This is a genomic window from Brevundimonas sp. PWP3-1b1, from assembly GCF_049896065.1.
Classification (GTDB): Bacteria; Pseudomonadota; Alphaproteobacteria; order Caulobacterales; family Caulobacteraceae; genus Brevundimonas; species Brevundimonas intermedia_B.
Map to the genome: position 1 here is coordinate 53,836 of NZ_JAFCTO010000001.1, position 22,994 is coordinate 76,829.

Genomic DNA, 22,994 nt, shown 5'->3' on the forward strand with positions numbered 1-22,994 from the left:
AGAGTCCTAATGCACCCGCATCTTCCCGATCTCCAGCCCGCTCTCGCCGGCCGTCACCGCAATCACCCCGCCGTCCTCGATTTCGCCGGCCAGCAGCTTCCGCGCAATAGGATCGACCAGGTCCTTCTGGATCACCCGCTTCAGCGGCCGCGCCCCATAGGCCGGGTCGTAGCCGCGGTCGGCGAGCCAGGCCAGCGCGCTGTCGTCCAGGTCCAGGGACAGGCGGCGGTCGGCCAGCAGTTTTTCGAACCGTGACAGCTGTATCCGCACGATGCCGCCCATCTGGTCGCGGCCCAGGCGGTGGAACAGGATGATCTCGTCGATCCGGTTCAGGAACTCGGGCCGGAAGTGGGCGCGGACGGCGTCCATGACGAAGGGGCGGACGGCCTCGACGTCGTCGCCCTCGCCCTGTTCGGCCAGATACTGGCTGCCCAGGTTTGAGGTCATGATGATCAGGGTGTTGCGGAAGTCGATGGTGCGGCCCTGGCCGTCGGTCAGGCGGCCGTCGTCGAGCACTTGAAGAAGTACGTTGAAGACGTCGGGGTGGGCCTTTTCGACCTCGTCGAACAGGACGACCTGATAGGGGCGGCGGCGCACGGCCTCGGTCAGGGCGCCGCCCTCGTCATAGCCGACATAGCCGGGAGGGGCGCCGATCAGGCGGCTGACGCTGTGCTTCTCCATATATTCGGACATGTCGAGCCGGGTGATGGCCGCCTCGTCGTCGAACAGGAACTCGGCCAGGGCCTTGGTCAGTTCGGTCTTGCCAACGCCGGTCGGGCCCAGGAACAGGAAGCTGCCGAGCGGGCGGTTGGGGTCGTTCAGGCCGGCGCGGGCGCGACGCACCGCATCGGAGACGGCGGCGAGCGCCTCGTCCTGACCCACGACGCGGCCGCCCAGGGCGGTCTCCATCTGGAGCAGTTTCTCGCGTTCGCCCTCCAGCATCTTGTCGACGGGGACGCCGGTCCAGCGGCTGACGACGGCGGCGATCTGTTCGGCGTCGACGACCTCGGGCGTGAGCGGACCCTTACCGGAGGTCTCATTGGCCTCGGCCTCTTCGAGTTGCTTTTCGATCTGGGGGATCTGGCCGTAGGCGATCTCTGACGCGCGGCCGAGGTCGCCGGCGCGCTGGGCGTTGGCCAGTTCGAGGCGCAGGCGGTCCAGGGTTTCACGCAGTTGCGCGCCCTGGCCGACCTTGTCCTTTTCGGCCTTCCACTGGGTGGTCAGGTCGTCGGACTGGCCTTCCAGATCGGCGATCTCGTCCTCCAGCTTTTCGAGCCGGGCCTTTGAGGCCTGGTCGGTCTCCTTCTTCAGAGCCTCGCGTTCGATCTTCAGCTGGACCAGGCGACGGTCGATCTCGTCCAGGGCCTCGGGCTTGGAGTCCACGGCCATGCGCACCCGGCTGGCGGCCTCGTCGATCAGGTCGATGGCCTTGTCCGGCAGGAAGCGGTCGGTAATGTAGCGGTTCGACAGGGTCGCGGCGGCGACGATGGCGCTGTCGGAGATGCGGACACCGTGGTGGACCTCGTACTTCTCCTTCAGGCCGCGCAGGATGGAGACCGTGTCCTCGACCGTCGGTTCGGCGACGAAGACCGGCTGGAAGCGACGGGCCAGGGCCGCGTCCTTCTCGACGTGCTTGCGGTATTCATCCAGCGTGGTGGCGCCGACGCAGTGCAGTTCGCCGCGCGCCAGGGCCGGCTTGAGCAGGTTGGAGGCGTCCATGGCTCCGTCGCCCTTTCCGGCGCCGACCAGGGTGTGCATCTCGTCGATGAACAGGATGATGCCGCCCTCGGCCGCCGTGACCTCGGACAGGACGGCCTTCAGCCGCTCCTCGAACTCGCCGCGGTATTTGGCGCCGGCGATCAGGGAGCCCATGTCCAGCGCCATGACGGTCTTGTCGCGCAAGGATTCCGGCACGTCGCCGTTGACGATGCGCAGGGCCAGGCCCTCGACGATGGCGGTCTTGCCCACGCCCGGTTCGCCGATCAGGACGGGGTTGTTCTTGGTGCGCCTCGCCAAGACCTGGATGGTGCGGCGGATCTCTTCGTCGCGGCCGATGACCGGGTCGATCTTGCCGTCGCGGGCGGCCAGGGTCAGGTCGCGGGCGTAGCGTTTCAGGGCGTCATAGCCGTCTTCGGCGCCGGCGCTGTCGGCGGTCTTGCCCTTGCGGACCTCGGCGATGGCGGCGTCCAGCTTGTCGGCCGTCGCGCCCGAGGCCTTCAGCACCTCGGCGGCGACCCCGCCCTCCTTGGCCAGCGCCGCCAGCAGGCGTTCGGTGGTGACGAAGGCGTCGCCGGCGGATTTCGAGGCCTCCTCGGCGGCGGCGAAGACGCGGGCGGTGTCGCCGTCCAGATAGAGCTGGCCAGAGCCGCCGGTGACCTGGGCGCGCTTCTTCAGCGCGGTCTCGATGTCGGCCTCGGCGCGTTTGGCGTCGCCGCCGGCGGCCGTGATCAGGTTGCGGGCCAGACCGTCGCGTTCCTCCAGCAGCACCTTGAGCAGATGCTCGGGCGCGAACTGCTGGTGACGGCGGGCGAGCGCCAGCGACTGGGCCGACTGGACGGCCTGTTTGGCGCGGTCGGAATAGAGTTCGAGATTCATGGTCTTCAGTCCCCTCGGGAGGCGGATAGGTCTCGGCCCGCCCTCTGCGGAGCAGCGCGCCGTTGAGATCGAGGTGGGTGTGACGATCGGGTCACACAAGGGGTCGGCGCGGCCCACATCGGGGCTGTCCGTCGCGCCCTCTGCGGCCTAGGCTTCGCTGAACAGGAGCGCGCCGTGATCGCCCATTCCGCCTGGCCCGTCGATCCAGCCGTCATCGGCCCGTTCCTGATCGCCGTGGCCCTGATCGAGCTGACGCCGGGGCCGAACATGGGCTGGCTGGCGCTGGTCGCCCTGGCGCGCGGGCGGCTGGCCGGTTTCGCCGCCGTGGCGGGGGTGACGGCAGGTCTGGCGGTGTGGATGCTGGCGGCCGCCTATGGGCTGACGGAGGTCTTCGCCCTCTGGCCGCCGCTGTATCAGGGCCTGCGCTGGGCGGGCGTGCTGTTCCTGTTGTGGCTGGCCTGGGAAGCCTGGCGCGAGCCGGCTGCAGACGCAGAGCCGACGCCGGACGTGCGGTCGCTGCGTGGGCTGTTCCTGCGGGGCATGATGGGCAATCTGCTGAACCCCAAGGCGGCCGTCTTCTATGTGGCCCTGTTGCCGACCTTCATGCGGCCGGACCACGGCGCGCCGCTGACCCAGGCCCTGACGCTGGGCGGGCTGCATCTGGCGGTGGCCGTCATGGTCCACAGCCTGATCGTGATGGGCGCGGCGCGCGCGGCCGGCGCCGTCCTGCCGCGTGTCAAAGGTCCGGGGATACGGGCCGTCATGGCCGCCGGTCTCGTGGTCGTCGCCGCCTGGCTGGCCTGGGAAACGCGGACCTGAGCCCGCGTCTCCGAAACCGGTCGTCCCCGTATCAGCCGCCGGTCGTCGGCCCCTGGAAGTCGAACTGTTCGGGACGACGCTGGCCGCCGCCGAAGTTCCAGGTCAGGCCGATATAGGCCGCACGCCCGCCGAAGCTCTGGTTCGAACGGTCGCGGAAGGTCGGGGTCGTCAGGGTGGTGGTCGAGCCGAAGTCGTCGAACACATCACGCACCGTCATCTGCATCGACCAGGCGTCGTTCAGCTTGCGGCGATAGCCCAGGTTGACCAGGGTCGACTGCTCGCGCACGCCCTGGGCCAGCAGCTGGTCGCCGCTCCAGATGCCGGAGACCTGGACGAAGTCCTTGGGCGTCGGTTGCCAGTTCACCGACAGGCGGCCCGAGACGGCGTCGCCGGAGCGATCCTGAGCGCCCACGATGCCGGCGGCGTCGATCTCCTGACGATAGACGTTCAGGCTGGCGTTGTAGCGCAGGGTCGGCAACAGCGGGCCGTTGGCGACCAGTTCCAGCCCGGTCGAGGTGCTGGCGCCCAGGTTCTCGGGCCGGGTCAGGAAGACGCCGTTGCCCAGGTCGCGGGTCGTTTGGCTGAAGGCCTTGTTGGTGTCGCGGTAATAGAGGGTGGCCTGGTAGAAGGTCTGCTGGACCCGGCGCTGCCAGTTCAGCTCGTACGAGTCCGTCTCCTGCGGCTGCAGGTCCGGGTTGCCGGACCGATAGTTCTGCGGATCGCCATAGGTCAGGAAGGGGTTCAGGTCGGCCGGGCCGGGACGCTGGATGCGACGGCTGTAGCTGGCGCGCACGGTGTCCTTGTCGTTCAGCTTGTAGGACAGGTGGCCGGTCGGATAGGCGCGGAAATAATCCTGGGACGTCTTCACGCCGCTGGTGACCTGATCCAGGTCCAGGTTGGCCTGTTCCAGACGCAGGCCGAACTGGGCCGACAGCTTCTCGCTGAACGGTTTTTCGTAGGTGACATAGAGGGCGTGGACGACCTGATCGACGTCGAAACGATTGGACACCAGCGGGTCGGGCGTCAGCGTCGCCGGCGTCGGGCCGCGCGCGACGCCGTTGTCCAGCTCCAGCAGGGTGGCCTGCAGCTCATAGCCGAGGCGCAGCTTGCCGCCGTCCGACATCGGCCGGACATAGGCGCTGGTGACGCCCCACTGGTCCAGTTCGTTCTTGTTGGCGGTGTTTTCGAGGAAGTTCGCCGCCGCCGGGATCTGTTGATCGACGAAGCTGTCGGACGTGAAGTTGAAGCTGTTGCGGTCGAAGCGGACCTCGTTGGTCCATTCGTGGCCCTGGTCGTCGAAGCGCCGCAGCATCCGCGCCGTCGCGCCCGAGAACTGGCCCTTGAAGCGACCATCGCCGGCGCGGCGATAGGCCGAGCCGATGCCGCCGACCGCATTGTCGGCCTCGTACAGGGTGACGCCGTCGCCGCCCGCATCGACCTGGGTGTGGCGCAGTTCGCCGACCAGCTGGGTCTTTGCGCCCAGATTGTATTCGGCGGACAGGCGGACGTAGGCGCTGTCGGACGCCCCGTCGATATCCTGGCTCTGGCGCGACTCCAGGAAGCGGCCCGAGCCCGTGTCCAGCCGTTCGCGCACGCGGCTTGTCTCAGACAGATAGCCGTCGTGGCGCAGGCCGACGTCGGCCGTCAGGGTCGTCTTTCCGTTCACATGGGCGACGCTGCCGCCGATGTTGTAGCGGCCGCCGTCGCCGACATTGGCGCGGATCGAGCCGGTGGTCGTCTGTGTCGGCCGCACAGTCGTCGGCTTTGAGATCAGGTTGATGACCCCGCCCGAACCCTCGGGACTGTAGGCTGCGGACGGATTGGTCATGACCTCGATGCGGGCGTATTGGGCGGCCGGAATCTGCTGGATCATCTGGCCGCGGCTGGGGCCGTTGAACTGGGTCGCCGGGCGGCCGTCGATCAGGATGGTGACATTGGCGTCGCCGCGCAGGCTGACGTTGCCGTCGGGATCGACTTCGACCGAGGGAATGTTGCGCAGGGCGTCGGCAAGGGTCCCCGTCGTGGCCTGAAGATCGTTGGCCAGGCTGTAGCTGGTGGAGTCGATGGAGGTGCGCACATCGTTGGCGCGCGCATTGACGACCACCTCGCCGACGCTGGCGGGCTGCTGCTGGGCTGGTTCGGCCGCCTGGGCGCGGGGTGCGGGCGTTTGAGGAGGCGGCGTCTGGGTCTGCGCCGGGGCCGGGGCCGGGGTCGTCGATTGAGCCGGGGCCTGTTGCGCCAGGGCGGCGCCGGGCAGCACGGCCGCAGCCACGCCCAGCATGAGAACGAGTTTGGAGGAGGTCATGCCCCGGAGATCCTGAAAGTGCGCCCAGACGTCCGCGACGCCCTTCGATGACGCCTGCCTAACGGTGCTACTTTGAAAAGCAAAGTTACATCTTCTTCATCCAGACGCCCCCTCGTCGGCCGTCCGGGGAACCCAAAGCTTCGCCATACGCTTTCAGCCGATGCTGACTACGAAAATGAACCCGCGCGTCTTCTGGGGCGCGAGCGCCATCATCGCGATGCTGCTGCTCGTCGCCACCCTCGCACCCGGACAGTCCGACCTTGTGTTCCAGAGCGTCCAGGCCTGGGTCATCGACACCTTCGGCTGGCTGTATATCGCCTCTGTGGCGGGGTTCGTTGGGCTGGTTCTGGTGCTGGCCATCGGGCCGACGGGCGCGCTGAAACTGGGGCCGGACGACGCCGAGCCCGACTTCCCCTACCTGTCGTGGCTGGCCATGCTGTTCGCCGCCGGCATGGGGATCGGCCTGATGTATTTCGGGGTCGCCGAACCGATCCAGCACTATATCAACCCGCCGTCGGGCGAGGGCGGCACCTTCACCGCCGCCCGCGAGGCGATGGGGATCACCTTCTTCCACTATGGGGCGCACGCCTGGGCCATCTATGCGCTGGTCGGGCTCAGCCTGGCCTATTTCGCGCACCGAAAGGGCCTGCCGCTGACCCTGCGGTCGGGGCTTTCGCCGCTGCTGGGCAAGCGGATCAACGGCCCCATCGGCGACGCCGTCGACATCTTCGCCATCTGGGGCACGGCCTTCGGTATCGCCACCTCGCTGGGTTTCGGCGTGTCGCAGATGAACAGCGGCCTGACCTATCTGCTGGGCATTCCCAATACGCCCTGGGTTCAGGTGGGGCTGATCGCCGTGGTCATGGCGGCGGCGACAGCCTCGGTGATGAGCGGTGTCGGCAAGGGGGTGCGCCGGCTGTCGGAGCTGAACCTGACCCTGGCCGTGCTGCTGATGCTGTTCGTGCTGGTGGTCGGGCCGACCAACTTCCTGTTCAAGGCGCTGGTCCAGAACTTCGGCCTGTATCTGGACCATTTCTTCGAACGAACCTTCACCCTCTACGCCTATGAGCCGCGCGCCTGGATGGCGGACTGGACCCTGTTCTACTGGGCCTGGTGGATCGCCTGGTCGCCATTCGTGGGCATGTTCATCGCCCGGATTTCGCGCGGGCGCACGGTGCGCGAGTTTCTGTTGAACGTGCTGCTGGTGCCGGCCGGCTTCACCTTCCTGTGGATGACGGTCTTCGGCAATACGGCCATCAGCCTGGACATGGGTCAGGCGGCGGGGGCGATTTCCAACGCCGTCTCGACCGACCTGTCGACCGCCCTGTTCTACTTCCTGGAACAGTTGCCGGGCGCGGCCTTCACCTCTACCCTGGCGATCCTGCTGGTGGCGGTCTTCTTCGTCACCTCGGCCGATTCCGGCGCCCTGGTGATCGACACCATCGCCTCAGGCGGAGCCGACGAGACGCCGCGCTGGCAGAGGGTCTACTGGTGTCTTCTGCTGGGCCTGATCGCCGCGACCCTGTTGCTGGCGGGCGGACTGGGCGCGCTTCAGGCCGCCACCCTGGCCGCCGCCCTGCCCTTCGTCCTGATCATGATCCTGCTGTCGATCGGCCTGGTGCGCCAGATGAACGCCGACTTAGGCGGACGCAACGTCGAGACCGAGGGCCCGCCCCTGGCCGAGCGGCTGAAACGCATCCTGGCCCCCGCCAGCCGCGCCGACATCGTCAAGGAGATCGACCGCCACGGCCTGCCCGCGCTGGAGACGGTGCGCGCCGCCCTGGAGGCCGAAGAGCCGGACGCCGAGATCGGCGCGGACGAGGCCGCCGCCTGGCTGACCTTGCGGCACGGCGAGCGGACCTTCGTCTATCGGATCGGCGCGCGATCACGCCCGCGACCGACCATGACCGCGCGCGAAACCTCCCAGGGCCGACGCCTGCTGGAGTGGCGGCTGATGGCCCAGACCGGCGACGGCGCCCGCCCGCACGACATCACCGGCTTCACCCAGGACCAGATCGTCGCCGACGTGCTGGAGCAACTTCAGCGGTGGCGACTGGGGTAAGCAGAACGCGCTGCCAAACCCAAGGCGGCGACCCACACATCCGTCATCCTGGGGCTTGTCCCCAGGATCCAGACTCCCGGTTTTTCCACGCAGAGGCGCCTGCTCGACGACCGGGAATCTGGATCCTCGCCACAAGGGCGAGGATGACGGTTTCAAAATGGGTGGACGCCTTAAAGGTTGGCCGAGGCGACCGGGGGCGCTAGCGTCCGGCGTCTTCGTTGGAGTTCGCCATGTCCCTTCGTCTGTCGCGCCGTTCCCTGTTCGCTTCCGGAGGCGCGGCGGCGCTGGCGGCCCAGCCGGTCTTCGCCCAGACCGCCCCTGCGAACGACGACGCGTCGCTGGCCCAGGCGGTGGACGCCTATGTGGCGAAATGCATGGCGGCGTGGCCGGATCAGCCTGCGCTGGGCGTTGCCGTGGTCAAGGACGGGGCGACCGTTCTGGCGCGCGGATACGGCGTCAAGGTTCAGGGCCAGCAGGCCCGGGCCGACGAACACACCCTGTTCGCCATCGCCTCCAACACCAAGAACGTCACCGCCGCCGCCCTGGCCATCCTGGTCGACGAGGGCAAGGTGAAGTGGGACGAGCCCGTCAAAACCTACCTGCCCGGCTTCACCCTGTCGGACCCCTATATCGGCGAGCACATCACGGTGCGCGATACGCTGAGCCACCGGGCCGGGTTCGGCCTGGGCGCCGGGGATCTGCTATTCTGGCCCAATTCGGACCGCACCCGCGCCGAGGTGCTGGCCCAGGCCGCCTTCGTGCCGATCGAGGACGGGTTCAGGGCGCGCTATCACTACTGCAATCTGATGTTCGTGGTCGCAGGCGCGGTGCTGGAGGCGGTGTCGGGCCTGACCTGGGAGGCCTTCATCCAGACCCGTATTCTGGACAAGGTCGGCATGACCGAGACCGTGCCGCTGGCGCGTCTGGCCGACCCGGCGAAATCCGCCCTGCCCCACGGCCGGGTCGGGCCGCCGCTGCGTTATCAGGGAGCCATGACGCCCATCGCCAAGTCCATCGTCGAGGTCTGGAACTGGGATTCCGCCGCGGCGGCCGGCGGCATCTGCACCACCCCGACCGACTGGGCCAAATGGATCGCCGTGCGCCTGAACGACGGCAAGCTGGCGGACGGATCGCGGCTCTATTCCGAGGAGGCGGCGCGCGAAATGCTTCGGCCCAACATCATCGTCGGATCGTCGCCGGGACCGACGGCGGAATTGCCCAACCGATCCATCGCCTCGACCTACGCCATGGGGTTGCAGGTCCAGGACTATCGCGGCGAGCGGATCGCCAGCCACGGGGGCGGCTCGCCCGGCGGCATCTCGGCGACCGTGCTGATCCCCGGCCGCAAGACCGGCTTCAGCATCTTCTCGAATGCGGAGGAAAGCTTCCTGCTGCGCGCGCTTCGCTCGGGGATTTCGGACATCTGCATGGGCAAGGTCGACGTCGACTGGATCGCGGATTCCAAGCGGCTTGAGGCCGAGGGCAATGCGAAATCCATCGCCGCCGCCGCCGAGATCGACGCCAAACAGGCGGCCGGCGCCGCGCCGTCCATGCCGCTAGAGGCCTATGCTGGCACCTGGCGCGACCCTTGGTACGGCGACATCGTTATCGCGCCCAAGACCGAGGGACGCGGGCGCAATCGCAAGAACGGACTGTGGTTGAGCTTCACCCACACCCCCGCCCTGCAAGGCTGGCTGGAACCCTATGACGGCGAGACCTTCCGCACCCGTTTCCCGGACAAGCGCGAGGAGGACGCCTTCGTCACCTTCGCCATCCTGACGGCCAAGCCGGCGACTGCGACGATGAAGGGCGTCAGTCCCGACATCGACTTCAGCTACGACTATCAGGACCTGCGGCTGACGCGGGTCTAGGCCGTCAGCGGGTGATCTCCAGCAGCTCCAGCTTGGCCTCCTGCTTGGGCCACGGCAGGACCAGGCGCCAGCGGTTCTGGCCGACCCGCTCGATGACGCCGACCTGATCGCGCTCGGTCTTCTCGCCATAGGCGGGGAAGGTCTTTTCATCCGACCCCCAAGCCTGGGCCCCGACATAGACGGCGCGGCGCTCGGTGTCGGGATAGATCAGGCCGCGCGTGCGCTGCGATCCGCTCGTCTTGGTCAGGACCAGGTCGCCGCCCGGCGTCAGTTCGACCGAGCAGGCGAACCAAGGATATTCGATATAGGCCAGCCCCTGGCCCTCGACGCGGCGGCCCATCTTGATGGTGCGGCAGCGATAGGTTCCCGGCCCCGGCTGGATGCGGCCGGTCTGGGCCGCATTGGGATCGGCGAGCGGCCCCAGCGCCTCGACCTGACGGGCGAAACCCCCGTCCTCGGCCTCGGCGCGCCCCAGACGCCAGGCCTGATCCAGCCGGCCCAGCAGGCTGGCGTCGGCCGTATTGGCGACCTGACGCCAGTTGTCGGTCCCGCCCTGAATGCCCTCTGCGGGCGCCGCCTGTTGCTGTGGGGTGGCTGCGGCCTCGGGCGCGGCTTGAGCCGGCACGCCTGCCGCCGGTTCGGTCACGGCGGGCGAGGTCTCGGCCGGGCTGGCGGGGCTGTTGTCGCCACAGGCCGCCAGGGCCGTCGTGGTCATCAGGGCCAGAACGGCCAGAGGGGTGCGGCGCATGCGGGCGTCTCCATCGGTTGTGGAGACACCAACGGCCCAGCCGCCGCCCGGTTCAGCCCTCAGCCGCCTTTCGGGGGTCCAGGAGCAGGCCCGAGACCGTCGCGGCCAACAGGCGCGGCGCGAACGGGAGCCGCGCGGCCTTGCCCAGGATGTGGTCGCGGATCCAGGGCCGCACGCGTCCGTCGGCCTGATAGAAGGGGGTGAAGCCCAGGCTGAGCGCCTGATAGAGCCGCAGGTGCCAGCGTCGCTCGGCCGCATAGGCCGAAAGCGCGGCGCCCAGATCGGGATGGCCGCCGATGGCCTCGCACAGGGCATGGGCGTCCAGCAGGCCCATGTTGACGCCCTGGCCCAGTTGCGGACTGGTCGAATGGGCGGCGTCGCCGACGATGGCCAGCCGATCCGCCACGGGATGGGTCAGGGTATGATGGCCGTATCGGGCCAGGACCAGATCATCGACATGGCCGATGGCGTCCAGAACCGATGCCGCTTCGGGCCACAGGGCGCGAACCTCGGCCTTCCAGGGCTCCAGCCCCGCCTCGCGCCAGGCGGGATAGTCGTCGGCCTTCAGGCTCCAGAAAAAGGTCGCCAGCCGATCCGGCGCCTCGGGCCTGGCGCCCACCGGCAGGACGCCGACCATCTTGGACGCCCCGCGATAGACCTGTTGCAGGGCGCGGACATCGAAATGCGGATCGGACGGCCAGGGCGTCGTCGCCCAAAGCGCGCCGAAGCTGAGGGCCCGCCGCCGCGCCCCGTGGGCCTGGGCTATGGAAGAGCGGGCGCCGGTGGCGTCCACGATCAGGTCAAATGCGGCGGAGGTCGATCCATCGGCGAACGTCAGCCGCCCCTGCGACGCCGCCACGGCCTCGCGCGCCAGTTCGAACGCGACCCCGGCGTCGAGGCAGGCCTGGTGCAGCACATGGAAGATGGCCGCGCGGTGGACGCCCAGGGCCGCGCGAGGCCGTTTCAGATCGGCATATCGGACATCCAGAACGACCCGGCCGCTGGGGGCCGCCCGGCCGAAGATATGATCGATGGGCTGACCCAGGGCGGCGATCTGTTCGGTCAGGCCCAGGGCGTCGAGCACGGCGAGGCCCGTGGGCTGCAGCATGAAGCCCGCGCCCACCGGCTGGGCGGCATCGAACCGTTCGAACACCACCACGCGCCGCCCCTGACGCGCCAGCATCAGGGCGACGGCCAGGCCGGTCGGCCCGGCGCCGGCGACGGCGATGTCTCTCGGCACGCTCAGCTTCGCGGCGCCGGGACCAGTTCGATCAGGTCGAGATTGGATTCGTTCTGGGGCCAGGGCAGGACCAGGCGCCAACGGGCCTCGCCGATGCGTTCCAGCACGGCGACCAGATCGCGGTCGGCGTTGCGGCCATAGGAGTTGGCGGCGGGTTCCTGGGCCAGGGCCATGGAGCCGAGCAGGACCATGTGGCGGTCGTCTTCCGGGAAGAGCAGGCCCGAGGGCCGCTGGGAGCCGGTCAGTTTGGAGAACTTCAACCCGCGCGGCGTCTGTTCGATGCGGCACGCAAACCAACCATAGACGACATAGCCCAGGCCGTCCTCGCCGCCCTGGGAGCCCAGTTTGACGGTGCGACAGCGGTAGTCGCCGGGCGGCGGCGCGACGCCGGGGCGGGCGGCCTTGGGCGAGATCAGCTCGCCCAGGCTGTTCAGGTCGCCCGAGCCGCGCTGGCGGTTCGCCTGCTGCAGGGCCAGGGTCCAGGCGGCGTCGACGCGGCGATAACGGTCGCGATCGGCCGAGGTGATGACGCCGCGCCAGTCCATCAGGGCGGCCGCGCCCGTCGCGGAACTAGGTGGCGGCGGCGGGGGCGGCGGGGTCGCGGCGCAGGCGGCGACGGCGCAGACGGCGGCCAGAGGCGCCAGACGGCGGATCAACAGACGGGACGAAACGAACCGGGCGAACTGACGCATCAACGCTTCCCTTGGGGGCGACCTTGCGGGCGAAGTGGCCCTCTTAGGCCCTCTGGCGCCGGTCGGCGTCAAGGTCGGCGGATGCGGGCGCGCCGCCCAGCACGTCGTTCAGCGCGGCCGCCAGGGCGGTCAGGTCCAGCGGCTTGGCTAGATAGGCGTCGAAGCCGGCGGCGGCGCCGCGCGTGCGGTCCCGGGACGAGACGGCGGCGGTCAGGGCCAGGACCGGCACGTGGCGCGTCATCGGATCGGCGTCCAGCCGCGCCTTGACCTCATAGCCGTCCATGTCCGGCAGGCCGATGTCGAGCAGGATCACGTCGGGCTGCAGCGCGCGAGCCAGCTCCAGCCCCTCCGGCCCCGTCGTCGCGGCGTGCAGCGTCAGACCCAGTCCGGTCGCGGCCTGTCGCATCAGGGCGATGTTGGCGGGGTTGTCCTCGACGTAAAGCACCACCGCCTGTTTCGGCGTCGCGGCACCCATGACGCCCGCAGCGGGCAGGCTGAGCGAGAAGATCGTCCCGCCCCAGGGCTCGCGCTGCTGGTTGAGGGCGCCGCCCATCCGCTCGGCCAGACGCTGGACCGAGGCGACGCCCAGGGCGGTGCCGCCGCGCGCATCCTGGCCGTCCAGGGGGTGGAACAGGCGCTTCGATCCCTCGTCCGTCGTGGTCACACCGGCGTCATGGACGGCGACGATGACCTGAGCGTCGTCGTGCCTCATCGCCATGCGGACGGTCCCGCCGCCGGGCGAATGGAGCACGGCGTTCTCGACCAGGCGACGCAGGATGCGGCGGACCTGGCCGGGGTCGGCCATGACGCACAGGCCCGACGCCGGCGGGGGACAGTCCAGCGCAACGCCCGCCTCGCGCGCCTGCGGTTCGATCCCGTCGCAGACCTGACGCAGGGCCAGGCGCATGTCGACGCGGTGGATGGAGGGCGCGGCACCGGCGTCGCCGCAGGCCACGAAGGCGTCCGCTTCTTCGATCAAGGCCAGCAGCACGGCGCTCGCCGCCTCGATCTGGCGCACGGCCTGGGACTGGCGTGCGGTCAGGGGGTCGGCCTCGGCGTTGACCCGCAACAGTTGGGAAAAGCCCATGACGGTGGTCAGGGGGGTGCGCAGTTCGCGCCCCAGGGCCTGCATCACCTCGCCCTTGGTGCGGTCCTCGGCGGTCAGGCGTTCGACCTGCGCCTCGGCGGTCGTCAGGGCGCGACGCAGGATCTGGGTCTGTTGGACGATGCGGGTTTCGAGCCGGTCGTTCTCACGGCGCAGACGCAGCGCGACCGCATGCGCCTGAAGCCAGAGCCATATTCCCGCGCAAGTCCCGGCCAGGGCCAGGGACAAGACAAGCAAGACGATATCCATGACGCCCTCCTACGCGCCAGAGTGGCGCGCAGGAGTTGCGTTCAGGTAAACACGCTCGCGTAAGTTGTTTAGTCTTCGGAAGCTGCGGCGGCTTCCGGCTTGCGGCGCGGGGCGCGACGACGCGGGGCCGCCTCGCCTTCGGCTTCCGGGGCCGACGCGGGGGCAGCCGAGGCGGGGGCCCGGGTCAGGAAGCCCGGCAGGGCCGTCGGGGCGTCGCCTTCGTCCGCCGCTATGGCGGCGGCGGTGCGGCGCGGGCGGCGGGCGGGACGGTCCTCGGCGGCAGGGGTTTCGACCTTGCTCTCGACGACGGGGGTCTCGACGGCCGGAGCCTCGCTGACGGTCTCGGCATCACCGGCCTCGGCGTGGACGGTGGCGCCGTCTTCCGCGCCCTCCTGATTGTCGAAGCGGCGGTTGCGTTCCTCGCGGCGACGCTCCCAGCGTTCACGACGGCTCTCGCGGCGACCGCCCTCGCCCTCGGCGCGGACCTCTTCACCCTCGCGCGGCTCGCGGGGTTCACGCGGTTCGCGCGGTGGTTGGGCGTCGCGGTTCTGGGCCTGGTCGCGGTTTTGATCGCGGTCACGATTTTGGTCGCGGTCACGGTCGCGATTCTGGTCGCGGTCGCGATCACGGTCGCGGTTCTGGGTCTGATCCCGATCGCGGTTGTAGTCGCGATCACGGTCACGATTCTGGTCGCGGTTCTGGTTCTGCTCGGTGCGGTCGGACGCTTCCTGCGCCTGGCGGTCGGCGGCCTGCTGGGCGGCGACGAAGGCGGCGGCCTGGGCGCCGGATTCGTCCTCGAAATCGATGTCGAAGCCTTGGTTCGACTGTTCGCGCGCGGCGATGTCGGAGAAGGACCGTTGCGGCTGAAGCGCGCGCAGGACGCGGTAATAGTGTTCGGCGTGCTGCTGGTAGTTTTCGGCCAGCACCCGGTCGCCGCCGGACGAGGCGTCGCGGGCGAGCTGCTGATAGCGCTCATAGACGGTCTGGGCGTTGCCCCGGACCTTGATGTTTTCGGGGCCTTGCGAGTCCCACGAACGATTCGGATTGGCGCTGTTGGCGTTCGAGGCGCCCGCCTTGTTCCGATTGCGTCCGCGCTGACGCTTCATGCCCTTGAAATCTCTCATTCGCGCTACCGTGTGCAGGGATGGAGCCCAGGCCAGCGGCCGGTTCCGTCCGTTTCGTGGTTCCGTTTCGATCGGGGCCGATCCCCGATTGTCGAACTGTCGGAAGGCCTTGTCGCCCGCATGGTGCGCCGGTCCTTTCGGGACCGACCGTCATGATCGGCTCAAGCGCGAACAGCCGGATAGAGGCCCGTAAAGCTGCGTTTGAGTGGGAGACGACGGAGACTTAACCTGTGCGACGCGCCTTTCCAAGAGGTATTCGTCAAAGCGTCGCATGCACTCGTTAACTGCCCCGCTTTGCCGATGCCCGCCTGCTGGGCTAGGCATGACCTTTGAGACGACGACGAGGCTATCCCATGCGAGTTCTGGTTCTGGGCGGCGACGGTTTCTGCGGCTGGCCAACGGCCCTGCATCTGTCGGCCGCAGGGTGGGACGTGACCATCGTCGACAACCTGAGCCGTCGCAACATCGACAACGAGCTGGAGGTCCAGTCCCTGACGCCGATTCGCACCATGGGCGAGCGGATCAAGGCCTGGAAAGAGGTGTCCGGCCGCGACATCGGTTTCGTCAACATGACGGTCGGCAAGGAGTTCGACCGTCTGGTCGCCCTGATCCGCGAGCAAGCCCCCGACAGCGTGGTGCATTTCGCCGAACAGCGCGCGGCCCCCTATTCGATGAAGTCGGCGCGACACAAGCTGTACACTGTCGACAACAATATCAACGCCACCAACCATCTGCTGGCCGCCATCGTCGAGAGCGGGCTGGACGTACACCTGGCCCACCTGGGGACCATGGGGGTCTATGGCTACGGCACCGCGGGCCTGCGTATCCCCGAGGGCTATCTGAAGGTCACGGTCCAGACCGACAACGGACCCGCGGAACAGGAAATCCTGTTCCCGCCCAATCCGGGCAGCATCTATCACATGACCAAGACGCAGGACGCCCTGCTGTTCCAGTTCTATGCCAGGAACGACGCCTTGCGGATCACCGACCTGCACCAGGGCATCGTCTGGGGGACGCAGACGGTCGAGACCAAGCAGGACGAACGGCTGATCAACCGCTTCGACTATGACGGCGATTACGGCACGGTGCTGAACCGGTTCCTGATGCAGGCGGCGGTGGGCTATCCGTTGACGGTCCACGGATCGGGCGGCCAGACGCGGGCCTTCATCCATATCCAGGACACGGTGCGCTGCGTCGAGCTGGCCCTGAAGAACCCGCCCAAGCGCGGCGAGCGGGTCAAGATCCTCAACCAGATGACCGAGAGCCGGCGCGTGCGCGACCTGGCGGCCATGATCGCCGACAAGACCGGCGCCGAAATCCACAACGTCGCCAACCCCCGCCAGGAGGCCGACGAGAACGACCTAGTCGTCGCCAACGACCAGTTCCGCGACCTGGGGCTGAAGCCCATCACCCTGGCCCAGGGTCTGATGGACGAGGTGACCGAGATCGCCCGCCATTACGCCGACCGGGCCGACCTGACGCGGGTGCCCTGCGTGTCTGCCTGGAACCAACGCCGGGCGGAGGCGCTGGAAAATGAGGCGCGGCCGCCATCCGCCGCGCCGGTTTCCAAAGTTCTGACGGCCTGAGTAAGACGATGTCCGACGCCTCCCCTTCCCTCAACCTGCTGGTCTTCGGCGGCGGCTACCTGGGGCGGGCGACGGCGCTGGAGGCGATCCGGCGCGGCGGCCGGGCGACCGCCACCTCGCGCGATCCCGACCGGCGTCGCGCCTTGGCGGCCGACGGGATCGCGGCCATCGACCCGACCGATACGACCGCGCTGAGGACGGCGCTGGAGGCGGCGACCGCCGTCCTGATCACCGCCGCGCCGGACGCCCACGGCTGCCCCGGCCTGCGCGCGCTGGGACCGCTGGCCGGCGACGCTTGGCCCGACTGGATCGGCTATGTCTCCTCCACCTCCGTCTATGGCGACCGGGCCGGGGGGTGGGTGTTCGAGGACGGGCCGTTGAACGCCGCCAATCTGGAGGGCGCGCGCCGGGTCCGAGCCGAGCGCGACTGGCTGGACGGTGCGCAGGGGATGGGGCTGACGGTGCAGATCTTCCGCCTGCCCGGCTTCTATGGGCCGGGGCGCAGCGTGGTCGAGCGGCTGCGGGACGGCACGGCGAAACTGGTGCGCAAGCCGGGCCAGGTCTTCAACCGCATCCATGTGGACGACATCGTCTCGGGCCTGTTCGCCTCGATGGCCCGGCCGCATCCGGGGGCGGCCTACAATCTGACCGACGACGAGCCGTCGCCGGCCGATGTCGTGATGGAGTGGGCCGCCGACCGGATGCACCTGCCCCGCCCCCCGGAAGTCGACTGGACCGATGACAGCGTCAGCGAGGCGATGCGGCGCTTCTACCTGGATTCCAAACGGGTCTCGAACGCCCTGGCCAAGGCCGAGCTGGACTGGCGCCCCGCCTATCCGACCTGGCGCGAAGGGCTGGCGACGCTGCTGGATGCGCCGCCGCCGTTGCGGTTGGTCAGCTAGAGGCTTTCCACCACCAATTTTTCGTCATCCTCGCCCTTGTGGCGAGGATCCAGACTCCCGGTGTCTGACGGCGGCGTTCGCTGCGGGAATACCGAGAGTCTGGATCCTGGGGACAAGCCCCAGGATGACGTGAGAGAGTGTGTGTTAGAACGGCAGCAGATTCCGCTGACGGCTGTAGCTCATGGTGCCGATATTGGCCCCCAGGCGCAGGCCGACGCCGGTGCGGATCGGCGCCAGGACGATACCGTCCGCCTGCTGATAGTTCACGCCCATGCCGGCGACCAGATAGGCCGAACCCTCGACGCCCGGATAGCGGCGATAGATCATGTCCGGGTGATACAGGCCATAGACCAGGGTGAAGACCCGACTGGCGTTGCCGCCCCAGTCCCAACCCACGGACGCGCCCTGCCAGAACACCTCCTGCGAGGCCGACAGGTCCTTCATGTGCAGGGCGCCGCGTCCATAACGCGCGCCGACGACCACGGCGCCGGAGCCTTCTTCGCCCGCGATATAGGCGGTGGGACGGTCGCCCTGGTCGGCGAAGACGCGCTCGATGGCGCCGCCCACGACCTCGGCCGCGATGCCCAGTTCGCGCGAACCCGCCGAGACCAGTTCGTCGAAGCTGTAGGCCTGGGCGTTCTGATCCGAGCGGATCGGATAGTTGGGATCGCGCGCCGGCGCCGTGGCGCAGGCGCCGACGGCCGACGCGCCGGCGGCTGTGGCCAGGCCGGAAAGGATCATTTGGCGACGATGCATGGGGGACGCTCCGAGGGCGGCGAGAGGACGGCCGGCTGGCGCGCCGGTCTTGGCCTCACCGTCCCCGACCTTTGCGGCAGCCTTGCGGCTTCAAGGTTAACGGGGGCTTACGGCAGGCGCTGTCGCCCCCCTTCTCCGGCAAAGAGAAAAGGCCGGCCTGTGCGCCTAGACCTCCGACGCCATCTTCCTAAGCGCCTCTTCGAACACCTGAGCCGGCTGGCCGCCGCTGATCAGGTATTTGCCCTCCACCACCACGGCGGGGACCGAGGTGATCCCGCGTGAGCGCCACAGATCCTCGGACGCCCGCACGGCCTGTGCGTAACGGCCCGAGGCCAGCACTTCGCCCGCCTCGGCCCGGTCCAGCCCGGCGGCCTCGGCGGCGGATGTCAGCACCCCGGCGTCGGTCAGGTTGCGGTTCTCGGTGAAGTGGGCGGTGAACAGCGCCTGTTTCAGGGCCTTCTGCTTGTCCGGCGCCGTCTCATGCGCCCAGTGCAGCAGGCGGTGGGCGTCGAAGGTGTTCCAGATGCGGCTGTCGTCGGTCATCCGCATGTCGAAGCCGACCTCGCCGGCCCGCTCGCGGATCATGGCGCGGTTGGCGGCGGACTGCTCGGGGCTGGCGCCGTATTTGCGGCCGATGTGCTCGACGATGTTTTCGCCCTCGGGCGCGATCTGGGGGTTCAGCTCGAACGGCTGAAAGGCGATGTCGGCGGCGATCCCCTCGGCCTCCAGCTTCGCCAGCGCCGTCTCCAGCCCGCCCAGGCCCACCACGCACCAGGGGCAGACCACGTCGGAAACGAAGTCGATCTTCAGGGTCTTTGTCGCAACGGCTTGGGTCATGGCGAAGGGCCTTCTGGAACAGCGAGTGTTGCGAGAATATGGGAAGCAGGTTCCCGAAAGCCAGACCGTCTCCTCCCCACTTTGTGGGGAGGGGAACCACGCAGTGGTGGAGGGGCTATTGAAGTCCCACACACGTCGGCGATGCGGTGCAGAACCCCTCCGTCACGGCGCGAAGATGCGCCGCGCCACCTCCCCGCTCCGCAGGGAGGAGACAGCTAGCCCATCAGATCCCTCGGCGGCCGGATCCGGCGCCAGCGCGCCTCCACGAAGGCGAAGGCCCCGAAGGCCATCAGCCCCGCCGCCGTCAGCCCCAGGATCCACGACCCGCCCGGCTGGGCCTCCAACGCGTCCAGCGCCGCCGCCGTCGTCGTCACCTCGCCCGAGCGCGCATGCAGCCCCGCCAGAACTACGAACACCCCCAGCGGCAGATAAGCAAAGCCCCGCGCCCCATACCCCGCCCGCGCCAGGGCCGTCGCCGTCCCGCAGAAGGCCTTGGGACAGGCCAGGGCGTCGTCGAAGTCGTCACGGAACGCCCGCACGATATTGCCGACGCCGACGCCCAGCACCACCAGCCCCGCCGCGATCAGCAGCGCCTCTCCGAACGGCAGGCCCAGCAGAACGGCGGCCTTCTCCTGGTTCTCGGCGACGCTCTCGGCCTGGGCGGAGGACGCGCTGGTCGCCTCGCCGAACTCGTCCAGATATTCGAACACCCCCGAGGCCAGCACGCCGTAGAACAGGCCGCTGGCCGCCTGCCCGGCCCGTGTCGCCCAGCCCTTCAGGTCGGTCCCCTCATGGTCCGCGTCGAACACCGCCTGTAGCACTCGCCAGCCGACGAAGGCCCACAGGCCCAGCCCCAGCAGCACCAGCCAGACCTTGCCGAACGGCTGGGCCGCCAACCACCCCGCCGCCCCGCTGGTCCCCACCGCCTCTCCGATCCTGTCGGTCGCTGCCAGCAGGGTCAGCGCCCCGGCCGACAGATAAACGAAGCCCCGGGCGCCGTATCCGACCCGCGCGGCCCACTCGACCAGCGTCGCCAGCGGCGGCAGGCGCACGGCCCGGCCCAGATCGGCGGCGACGTGGCGAAGGGTCTTGGCGGCGGTCATGACGGCTCCGGGCGGGAAGAGATGCCTCAGAACGCTCTTCGCCGTTCAAGGCTCCCGCAACGGCTCCGCTGTGTCGGCTTCCGACAGACACGGCGTAGGCCATACCGCTACGGTTCCGGCTTCAGGAGCCGATCTTGCGCATCTACGAGTTTCATTTCTTCGACGGGGCCGACCGCCGCCCCCTGCTCGACTTCTTCGACGGGGAAGACGACGCCGCCGCCATCGCCGCCGCCCGGCGCCAGCTGGCTCTGCACGCCTCGTGTCACGGGGTCGAGGTCCACGACGGCGACCGCCTCGTTGCGCGTATCGATACCCGGTCTGGCGGATCATAGCCGCAGAGCGCCGGCATTCCTGAAGGATCTGCGGCTCCCGCGCCGCCTGTCATCGCGTTTTGGGACGGTTTCGCCTATATAGCGGCCCTTCCGCCCACCCTGAACGCGCGAGCTTCAGGGCCAATCTCGAATATGTCGCCATTGTCGTGTGCGCCCGGCGTGCATTGAGAAGTCGAAAAGCCGCATCGATGCCGATAGAAAAAGCCCGCACGCTCTCCATCGCCCCGATGATGGACTGGACCGATCGGCATTGCCGGGCGTTTCACCGTGCGCTGACGACGCGGGCCTTGCTCTATACGGAGATGGTGACGGCGCCGGCGGTGCTGCATGGCGATCGCGAGCGGCTGTTGGGCTTCGATGCGCTGGAGCATCCGGTGGCGCTGCAGCTGGGCGGGTCGGATCCGGCGCAGTTGGCTGAGGCGGCGAAGATCGGTCAGGCATTCGGCTATGACGAGATAAATCTGAACGTCGGCTGCCCGTCGGACAGGGTCCAGTCGGGCCGGTTCGGGGCCTGTCTGATGCGCGAGCCGGAGCTGGTGGCGGACTGTATGGCGGCGATCCGCGAGGCGGTGAGCGTGCCCGCCACCGTCAAATGCCGCATCGGGGTGGATGATCAGGTTCCGGCGGTCAGCCTGTTCGCCACGGTGGACGCCTGCGCCGCCGCAGGCGTCGAGGTCTTCATCGTCCATGCGCGCAAGGCCTGGCTGAAAGGTCTGTCGCCCAAGGAGAACCGCGACGTGCCGCCGCTGGATTACGCCCTGGTGCGCCGGCTGAAGCGCGAGCGTCCGCATCTGAACATCTCGATCAACGGCGGCATCGCCTCGATGGACGAGGCCGAGGCGCATCTGGACGACGCCGACGGGGTCAAGCTGGATGGGGTCATGCTGGGGCGGGCCGCCTATCATGAGCCGGCCATCCTGGGTCAGGCGGATCGTCGCCTGTATGGCGAGGCCGTCGCCGACACCGACGCCTTTGAGGCCCTGGCTCGCTATCGGCCCTATATGGCCGCGCGGTTGGCCGAGGGCGTCGCCCTGCCCGCCATGGCGCGGCACATGCTGGGCCTGATGCACGGTCGCCCCGGCGCGCGCGCCTTCCGCCGCATCCTGACGGTCGAGGCGATCCAGCCCGGCGCCGGGCTGGAAGTGCTGGACCGCGCCGTCGAAGCGGTGCGCGAGGCCGAGGCGCGTCGCGACGAGGCGGCGTAACGGATCTGAAACACCGGCGGGGTATTGCTGTGAAATACCCTGGCCGGAGTCCGTCATGAAAAGTCTGCTTCTTGCGCTGGTGCTCGCGGGCGTCCCGGCCGGCGTGCTTGCGCAGACCGACAGCCGCTTCGCCCTGGGCGCTCAGATCGGCACGCCGGGCGCGGGCGTCCAGGCCCAGTTCGCCGTCAACCGCCATCTCGTGCTGCGCGGCTCGTACGACGTGCTGCAGTGGGAACGCGACGACACCTACAGCGACGTGGACTATAGCGCCGATGTCGATTTCCAGTCGCCCGGCGCCTTCGTCGACATCCACCCCTTCGGCAACGCCTTCTTCGTTTCGGGCGGCGCCTATTTCGGGGATCGCGGCGTCGATCTCGCAGCGGACGAGGGCGAGAGCATCCGGATTGGCGGGACCGAGTTCACCGCAGAGGAGGTCGGACGGCTGACGGGTCGCATCGATCTGGAAAGCACCGCGCCTTTCCTGGGCCTGGGATACGACAACACCTTCACGCGTGCGAACCGCTGGGGCGTGCGCGCGGTCGCCGGCGCGGTGTTCGGCGACGCGCCGACCGTCTCGCTGTCATCGGTGGGCGGAACCCTGTCCGACAACGCGCTTTTTCAGGCGCTGGTGGACCTGGAAGCGGAAGATCTCCAGGAGGACGCCGACGACTATAAGGTTCTGCCGGTGATCCAATTGGGCGTCAGTTACCGTTTCTGACTTCCCGTCGCCACGACGCATAGCGGCCCAGCCCGCTTAAAAAGCGCTTCTTATCCAACACGCTAGCGAGACCGAAAGGGTTTTGTCCTCAAGGCCATTTGGAGGCCGCCACTTTTAGGACACATCCCGACGCGACAAAACCCGCGCCGGCGGCGTTGGGAGCCGGTGTCTCCTGAGCGAAACTCATGATCGGCGCTTCCGCTGCTATCGCCATGCTTTGGGCTGCCGTGTCGTCTGTGACGAGCGGGCCTGTCCCCTACAATGATGTCGTAGCGGCGGATGAAGTCAGGGTTGAAACCCCTGCCGCCACCGTCGGTTCCGCCGAAATCGAGATCGCTCTGAACGCCGAACAGGCCGAGCTGATGGCCTCCGATCCCGACTGGCGCGCCTCGGCGCGCCTCTATCACGCAGGCGGCGGCGGCGCGACGGGCAACGATTCGCTCGGTTGCCGTCCGATCGCCATGCGCACCGTCGCGGTCGATCCCCGCGTGATCCCGCGCCGCACCAAGCTGTTCATCCGCGAGACCGTGGGCCTGCGTCTGGCCGACGGCACCATCCATGACGGCTACTGGTATGCGTCCGACACCGGCGGCGCGATCAAGGGTCAGAAGATCGACCTCTACACCGGCCACGGTCGCGGTTCCATGCGACCAGCCCAGCGCCTGAACATGCGCACCCTGACCATCGCCGACGCCGGCCGCTTCGACGGCTGCCCGCCCGCCTGGGAAAACGCTTCCAACTGATC

The 22,994-nt window shown here is 68.7% G+C and carries 19 protein-coding genes; 9 read left to right on the forward strand and 10 right to left on the reverse strand.

Annotated features, from left to right (window positions below; translation table 11 throughout):
• Positions 1-6: 6 nt before the first annotated feature.
• Entirely contained in the window at positions 7-2,595 is a 2,589-nt protein-coding gene (gene clpB, locus ACP69V_RS00240) for an ATP-dependent chaperone ClpB (protein WP_426022166.1), read from the reverse strand.
• 174 nt (positions 2,596-2,769) lie between these two features.
• Here clpB and ACP69V_RS00245 point away from each other — a divergent pair, with 174 nt between their 5' ends.
• Complete coding sequence (locus ACP69V_RS00245) at positions 2,770-3,414, forward strand: LysE family translocator (protein ID WP_426022167.1); 645 nt, start codon at positions 2,770-2,772, stop codon at positions 3,412-3,414.
• Between the two features lie 31 nt (positions 3,415-3,445).
• On the opposite strand, the gene ACP69V_RS00250 is transcribed toward ACP69V_RS00245, so the two are convergent.
• On the reverse strand, positions 3,446-5,719 hold the full coding sequence (locus ACP69V_RS00250; protein WP_426022168.1) for a TonB-dependent receptor domain-containing protein: 2,274 nt from the start codon (positions 5,717-5,719) through the stop codon (positions 3,446-3,448).
• A gap of 175 nt (positions 5,720-5,894) precedes the next feature.
• Between ACP69V_RS00250 and ACP69V_RS00255 the strand changes: the two genes are divergently transcribed.
• Positions 5,895-7,781, forward strand: coding sequence for a BCCT family transporter (locus ACP69V_RS00255; RefSeq protein WP_426022169.1), 1,887 nt, complete (start codon positions 5,895-5,897; stop codon positions 7,779-7,781).
• Positions 7,782-8,011: 230 nt separating this feature from the next.
• Positions 8,012-9,652, forward strand: a complete 1,641-nt coding sequence (locus ACP69V_RS00260) for a serine hydrolase (RefSeq protein ID WP_426022170.1) — start codon at positions 8,012-8,014, stop codon at positions 9,650-9,652.
• A gap of 4 nt (positions 9,653-9,656) precedes the next feature.
• Here ACP69V_RS00260 and ACP69V_RS00265 read toward each other — a convergent pair whose 3' ends face one another.
• From ACP69V_RS00265 to ACP69V_RS00285, 5 genes are all read right to left on the reverse strand, one after another.
• Positions 9,657-10,400: a DUF4893 domain-containing protein gene (locus ACP69V_RS00265; RefSeq protein WP_426022171.1), complete on the reverse strand. Its 744-nt coding sequence runs from the start codon at positions 10,398-10,400 to the stop codon at positions 9,657-9,659.
• 52 nt (positions 10,401-10,452) lie between these two features.
• Positions 10,453-11,640 carry an FAD-dependent oxidoreductase gene (locus tag ACP69V_RS00270; RefSeq protein ID WP_426022172.1) on the reverse strand — a complete coding sequence of 396 codons (1,188 nt, stop codon included), beginning with the start codon at positions 11,638-11,640 and terminating at the stop codon, positions 10,453-10,455.
• 2 nt (positions 11,641-11,642) lie between these two features.
• Positions 11,643-12,332 carry a DUF4893 domain-containing protein gene (locus ACP69V_RS00275; protein ID WP_426022173.1) on the reverse strand — a complete coding sequence of 230 codons (690 nt, stop codon included), beginning with the start codon at positions 12,330-12,332 and terminating at the stop codon, positions 11,643-11,645.
• Positions 12,333-12,375: 43 nt separating this feature from the next.
• Positions 12,376-13,686, reverse strand: coding sequence for a hybrid sensor histidine kinase/response regulator (locus tag ACP69V_RS00280; protein WP_426022174.1), 1,311 nt, complete (start codon positions 13,684-13,686; stop codon positions 12,376-12,378).
• Between the two features lie 68 nt (positions 13,687-13,754).
• Positions 13,755-14,810, reverse strand: a complete 1,056-nt coding sequence (locus ACP69V_RS00285) for a DUF4167 domain-containing protein (protein WP_426022175.1) — start codon at positions 14,808-14,810, stop codon at positions 13,755-13,757.
• Between the two features lie 353 nt (positions 14,811-15,163).
• On the opposite strand from ACP69V_RS00285, the gene ACP69V_RS00290 reads away from it, so the two are divergent.
• Together ACP69V_RS00290 and ACP69V_RS00295 are read left to right on the forward strand one after the other, a co-directional pair.
• Entirely contained in the window at positions 15,164-16,396 is a 1,233-nt protein-coding gene (locus tag ACP69V_RS00290; RefSeq protein ID WP_426022176.1) for an NAD-dependent epimerase/dehydratase family protein, read from the forward strand.
• Positions 16,397-16,404: 8 nt separating this feature from the next.
• Positions 16,405-17,298, forward strand: a complete 894-nt coding sequence (locus ACP69V_RS00295; RefSeq protein WP_426022177.1) for an SDR family NAD(P)-dependent oxidoreductase — start codon at positions 16,405-16,407, stop codon at positions 17,296-17,298.
• A gap of 144 nt (positions 17,299-17,442) precedes the next feature.
• Here ACP69V_RS00295 and ACP69V_RS00300 read toward each other — a convergent pair whose 3' ends face one another.
• From ACP69V_RS00300 to ACP69V_RS00310, 3 genes are all read right to left on the reverse strand, one after another.
• Positions 17,443-18,054 carry a DUF1134 domain-containing protein gene (locus tag ACP69V_RS00300; RefSeq protein WP_426022178.1) on the reverse strand — a complete coding sequence of 204 codons (612 nt, stop codon included), beginning with the start codon at positions 18,052-18,054 and terminating at the stop codon, positions 17,443-17,445.
• Between the two features lie 165 nt (positions 18,055-18,219).
• Positions 18,220-18,891 carry a DsbA family oxidoreductase gene (locus tag ACP69V_RS00305; RefSeq protein WP_426022179.1) on the reverse strand — a complete coding sequence of 224 codons (672 nt, stop codon included), beginning with the start codon at positions 18,889-18,891 and terminating at the stop codon, positions 18,220-18,222.
• 215 nt (positions 18,892-19,106) lie between these two features.
• Entirely contained in the window at positions 19,107-19,994 is an 888-nt protein-coding gene (locus ACP69V_RS00310) for a DUF1206 domain-containing protein (protein WP_426022180.1), read from the reverse strand.
• A 134-nt stretch (positions 19,995-20,128) separates the two neighbouring features.
• Here ACP69V_RS00310 and ACP69V_RS00315 point away from each other — a divergent pair, with 134 nt between their 5' ends.
• From ACP69V_RS00315 to ACP69V_RS00330, 4 genes are all read left to right on the forward strand, one after another.
• Positions 20,129-20,326: a hypothetical protein gene (locus ACP69V_RS00315; protein WP_346494721.1), complete on the forward strand. Its 198-nt coding sequence runs from the start codon at positions 20,129-20,131 to the stop codon at positions 20,324-20,326.
• 188 nt (positions 20,327-20,514) lie between these two features.
• Positions 20,515-21,531 (forward strand): tRNA dihydrouridine(20/20a) synthase DusA, encoded by a 1,017-nt coding sequence (dusA, locus tag ACP69V_RS00320; RefSeq protein WP_426022181.1) that lies wholly within the window; start codon positions 20,515-20,517, stop codon positions 21,529-21,531.
• Between the two features lie 55 nt (positions 21,532-21,586).
• On the forward strand, positions 21,587-22,249 hold the full coding sequence (locus tag ACP69V_RS00325) for a hypothetical protein (RefSeq protein WP_426022182.1): 663 nt from the start codon (positions 21,587-21,589) through the stop codon (positions 22,247-22,249).
• Positions 22,250-22,434: 185 nt separating this feature from the next.
• Entirely contained in the window at positions 22,435-22,992 is a 558-nt protein-coding gene (locus ACP69V_RS00330) for a 3D domain-containing protein (RefSeq protein ID WP_426022183.1), read from the forward strand.
• Positions 22,993-22,994 lie beyond the last annotated feature (2 nt).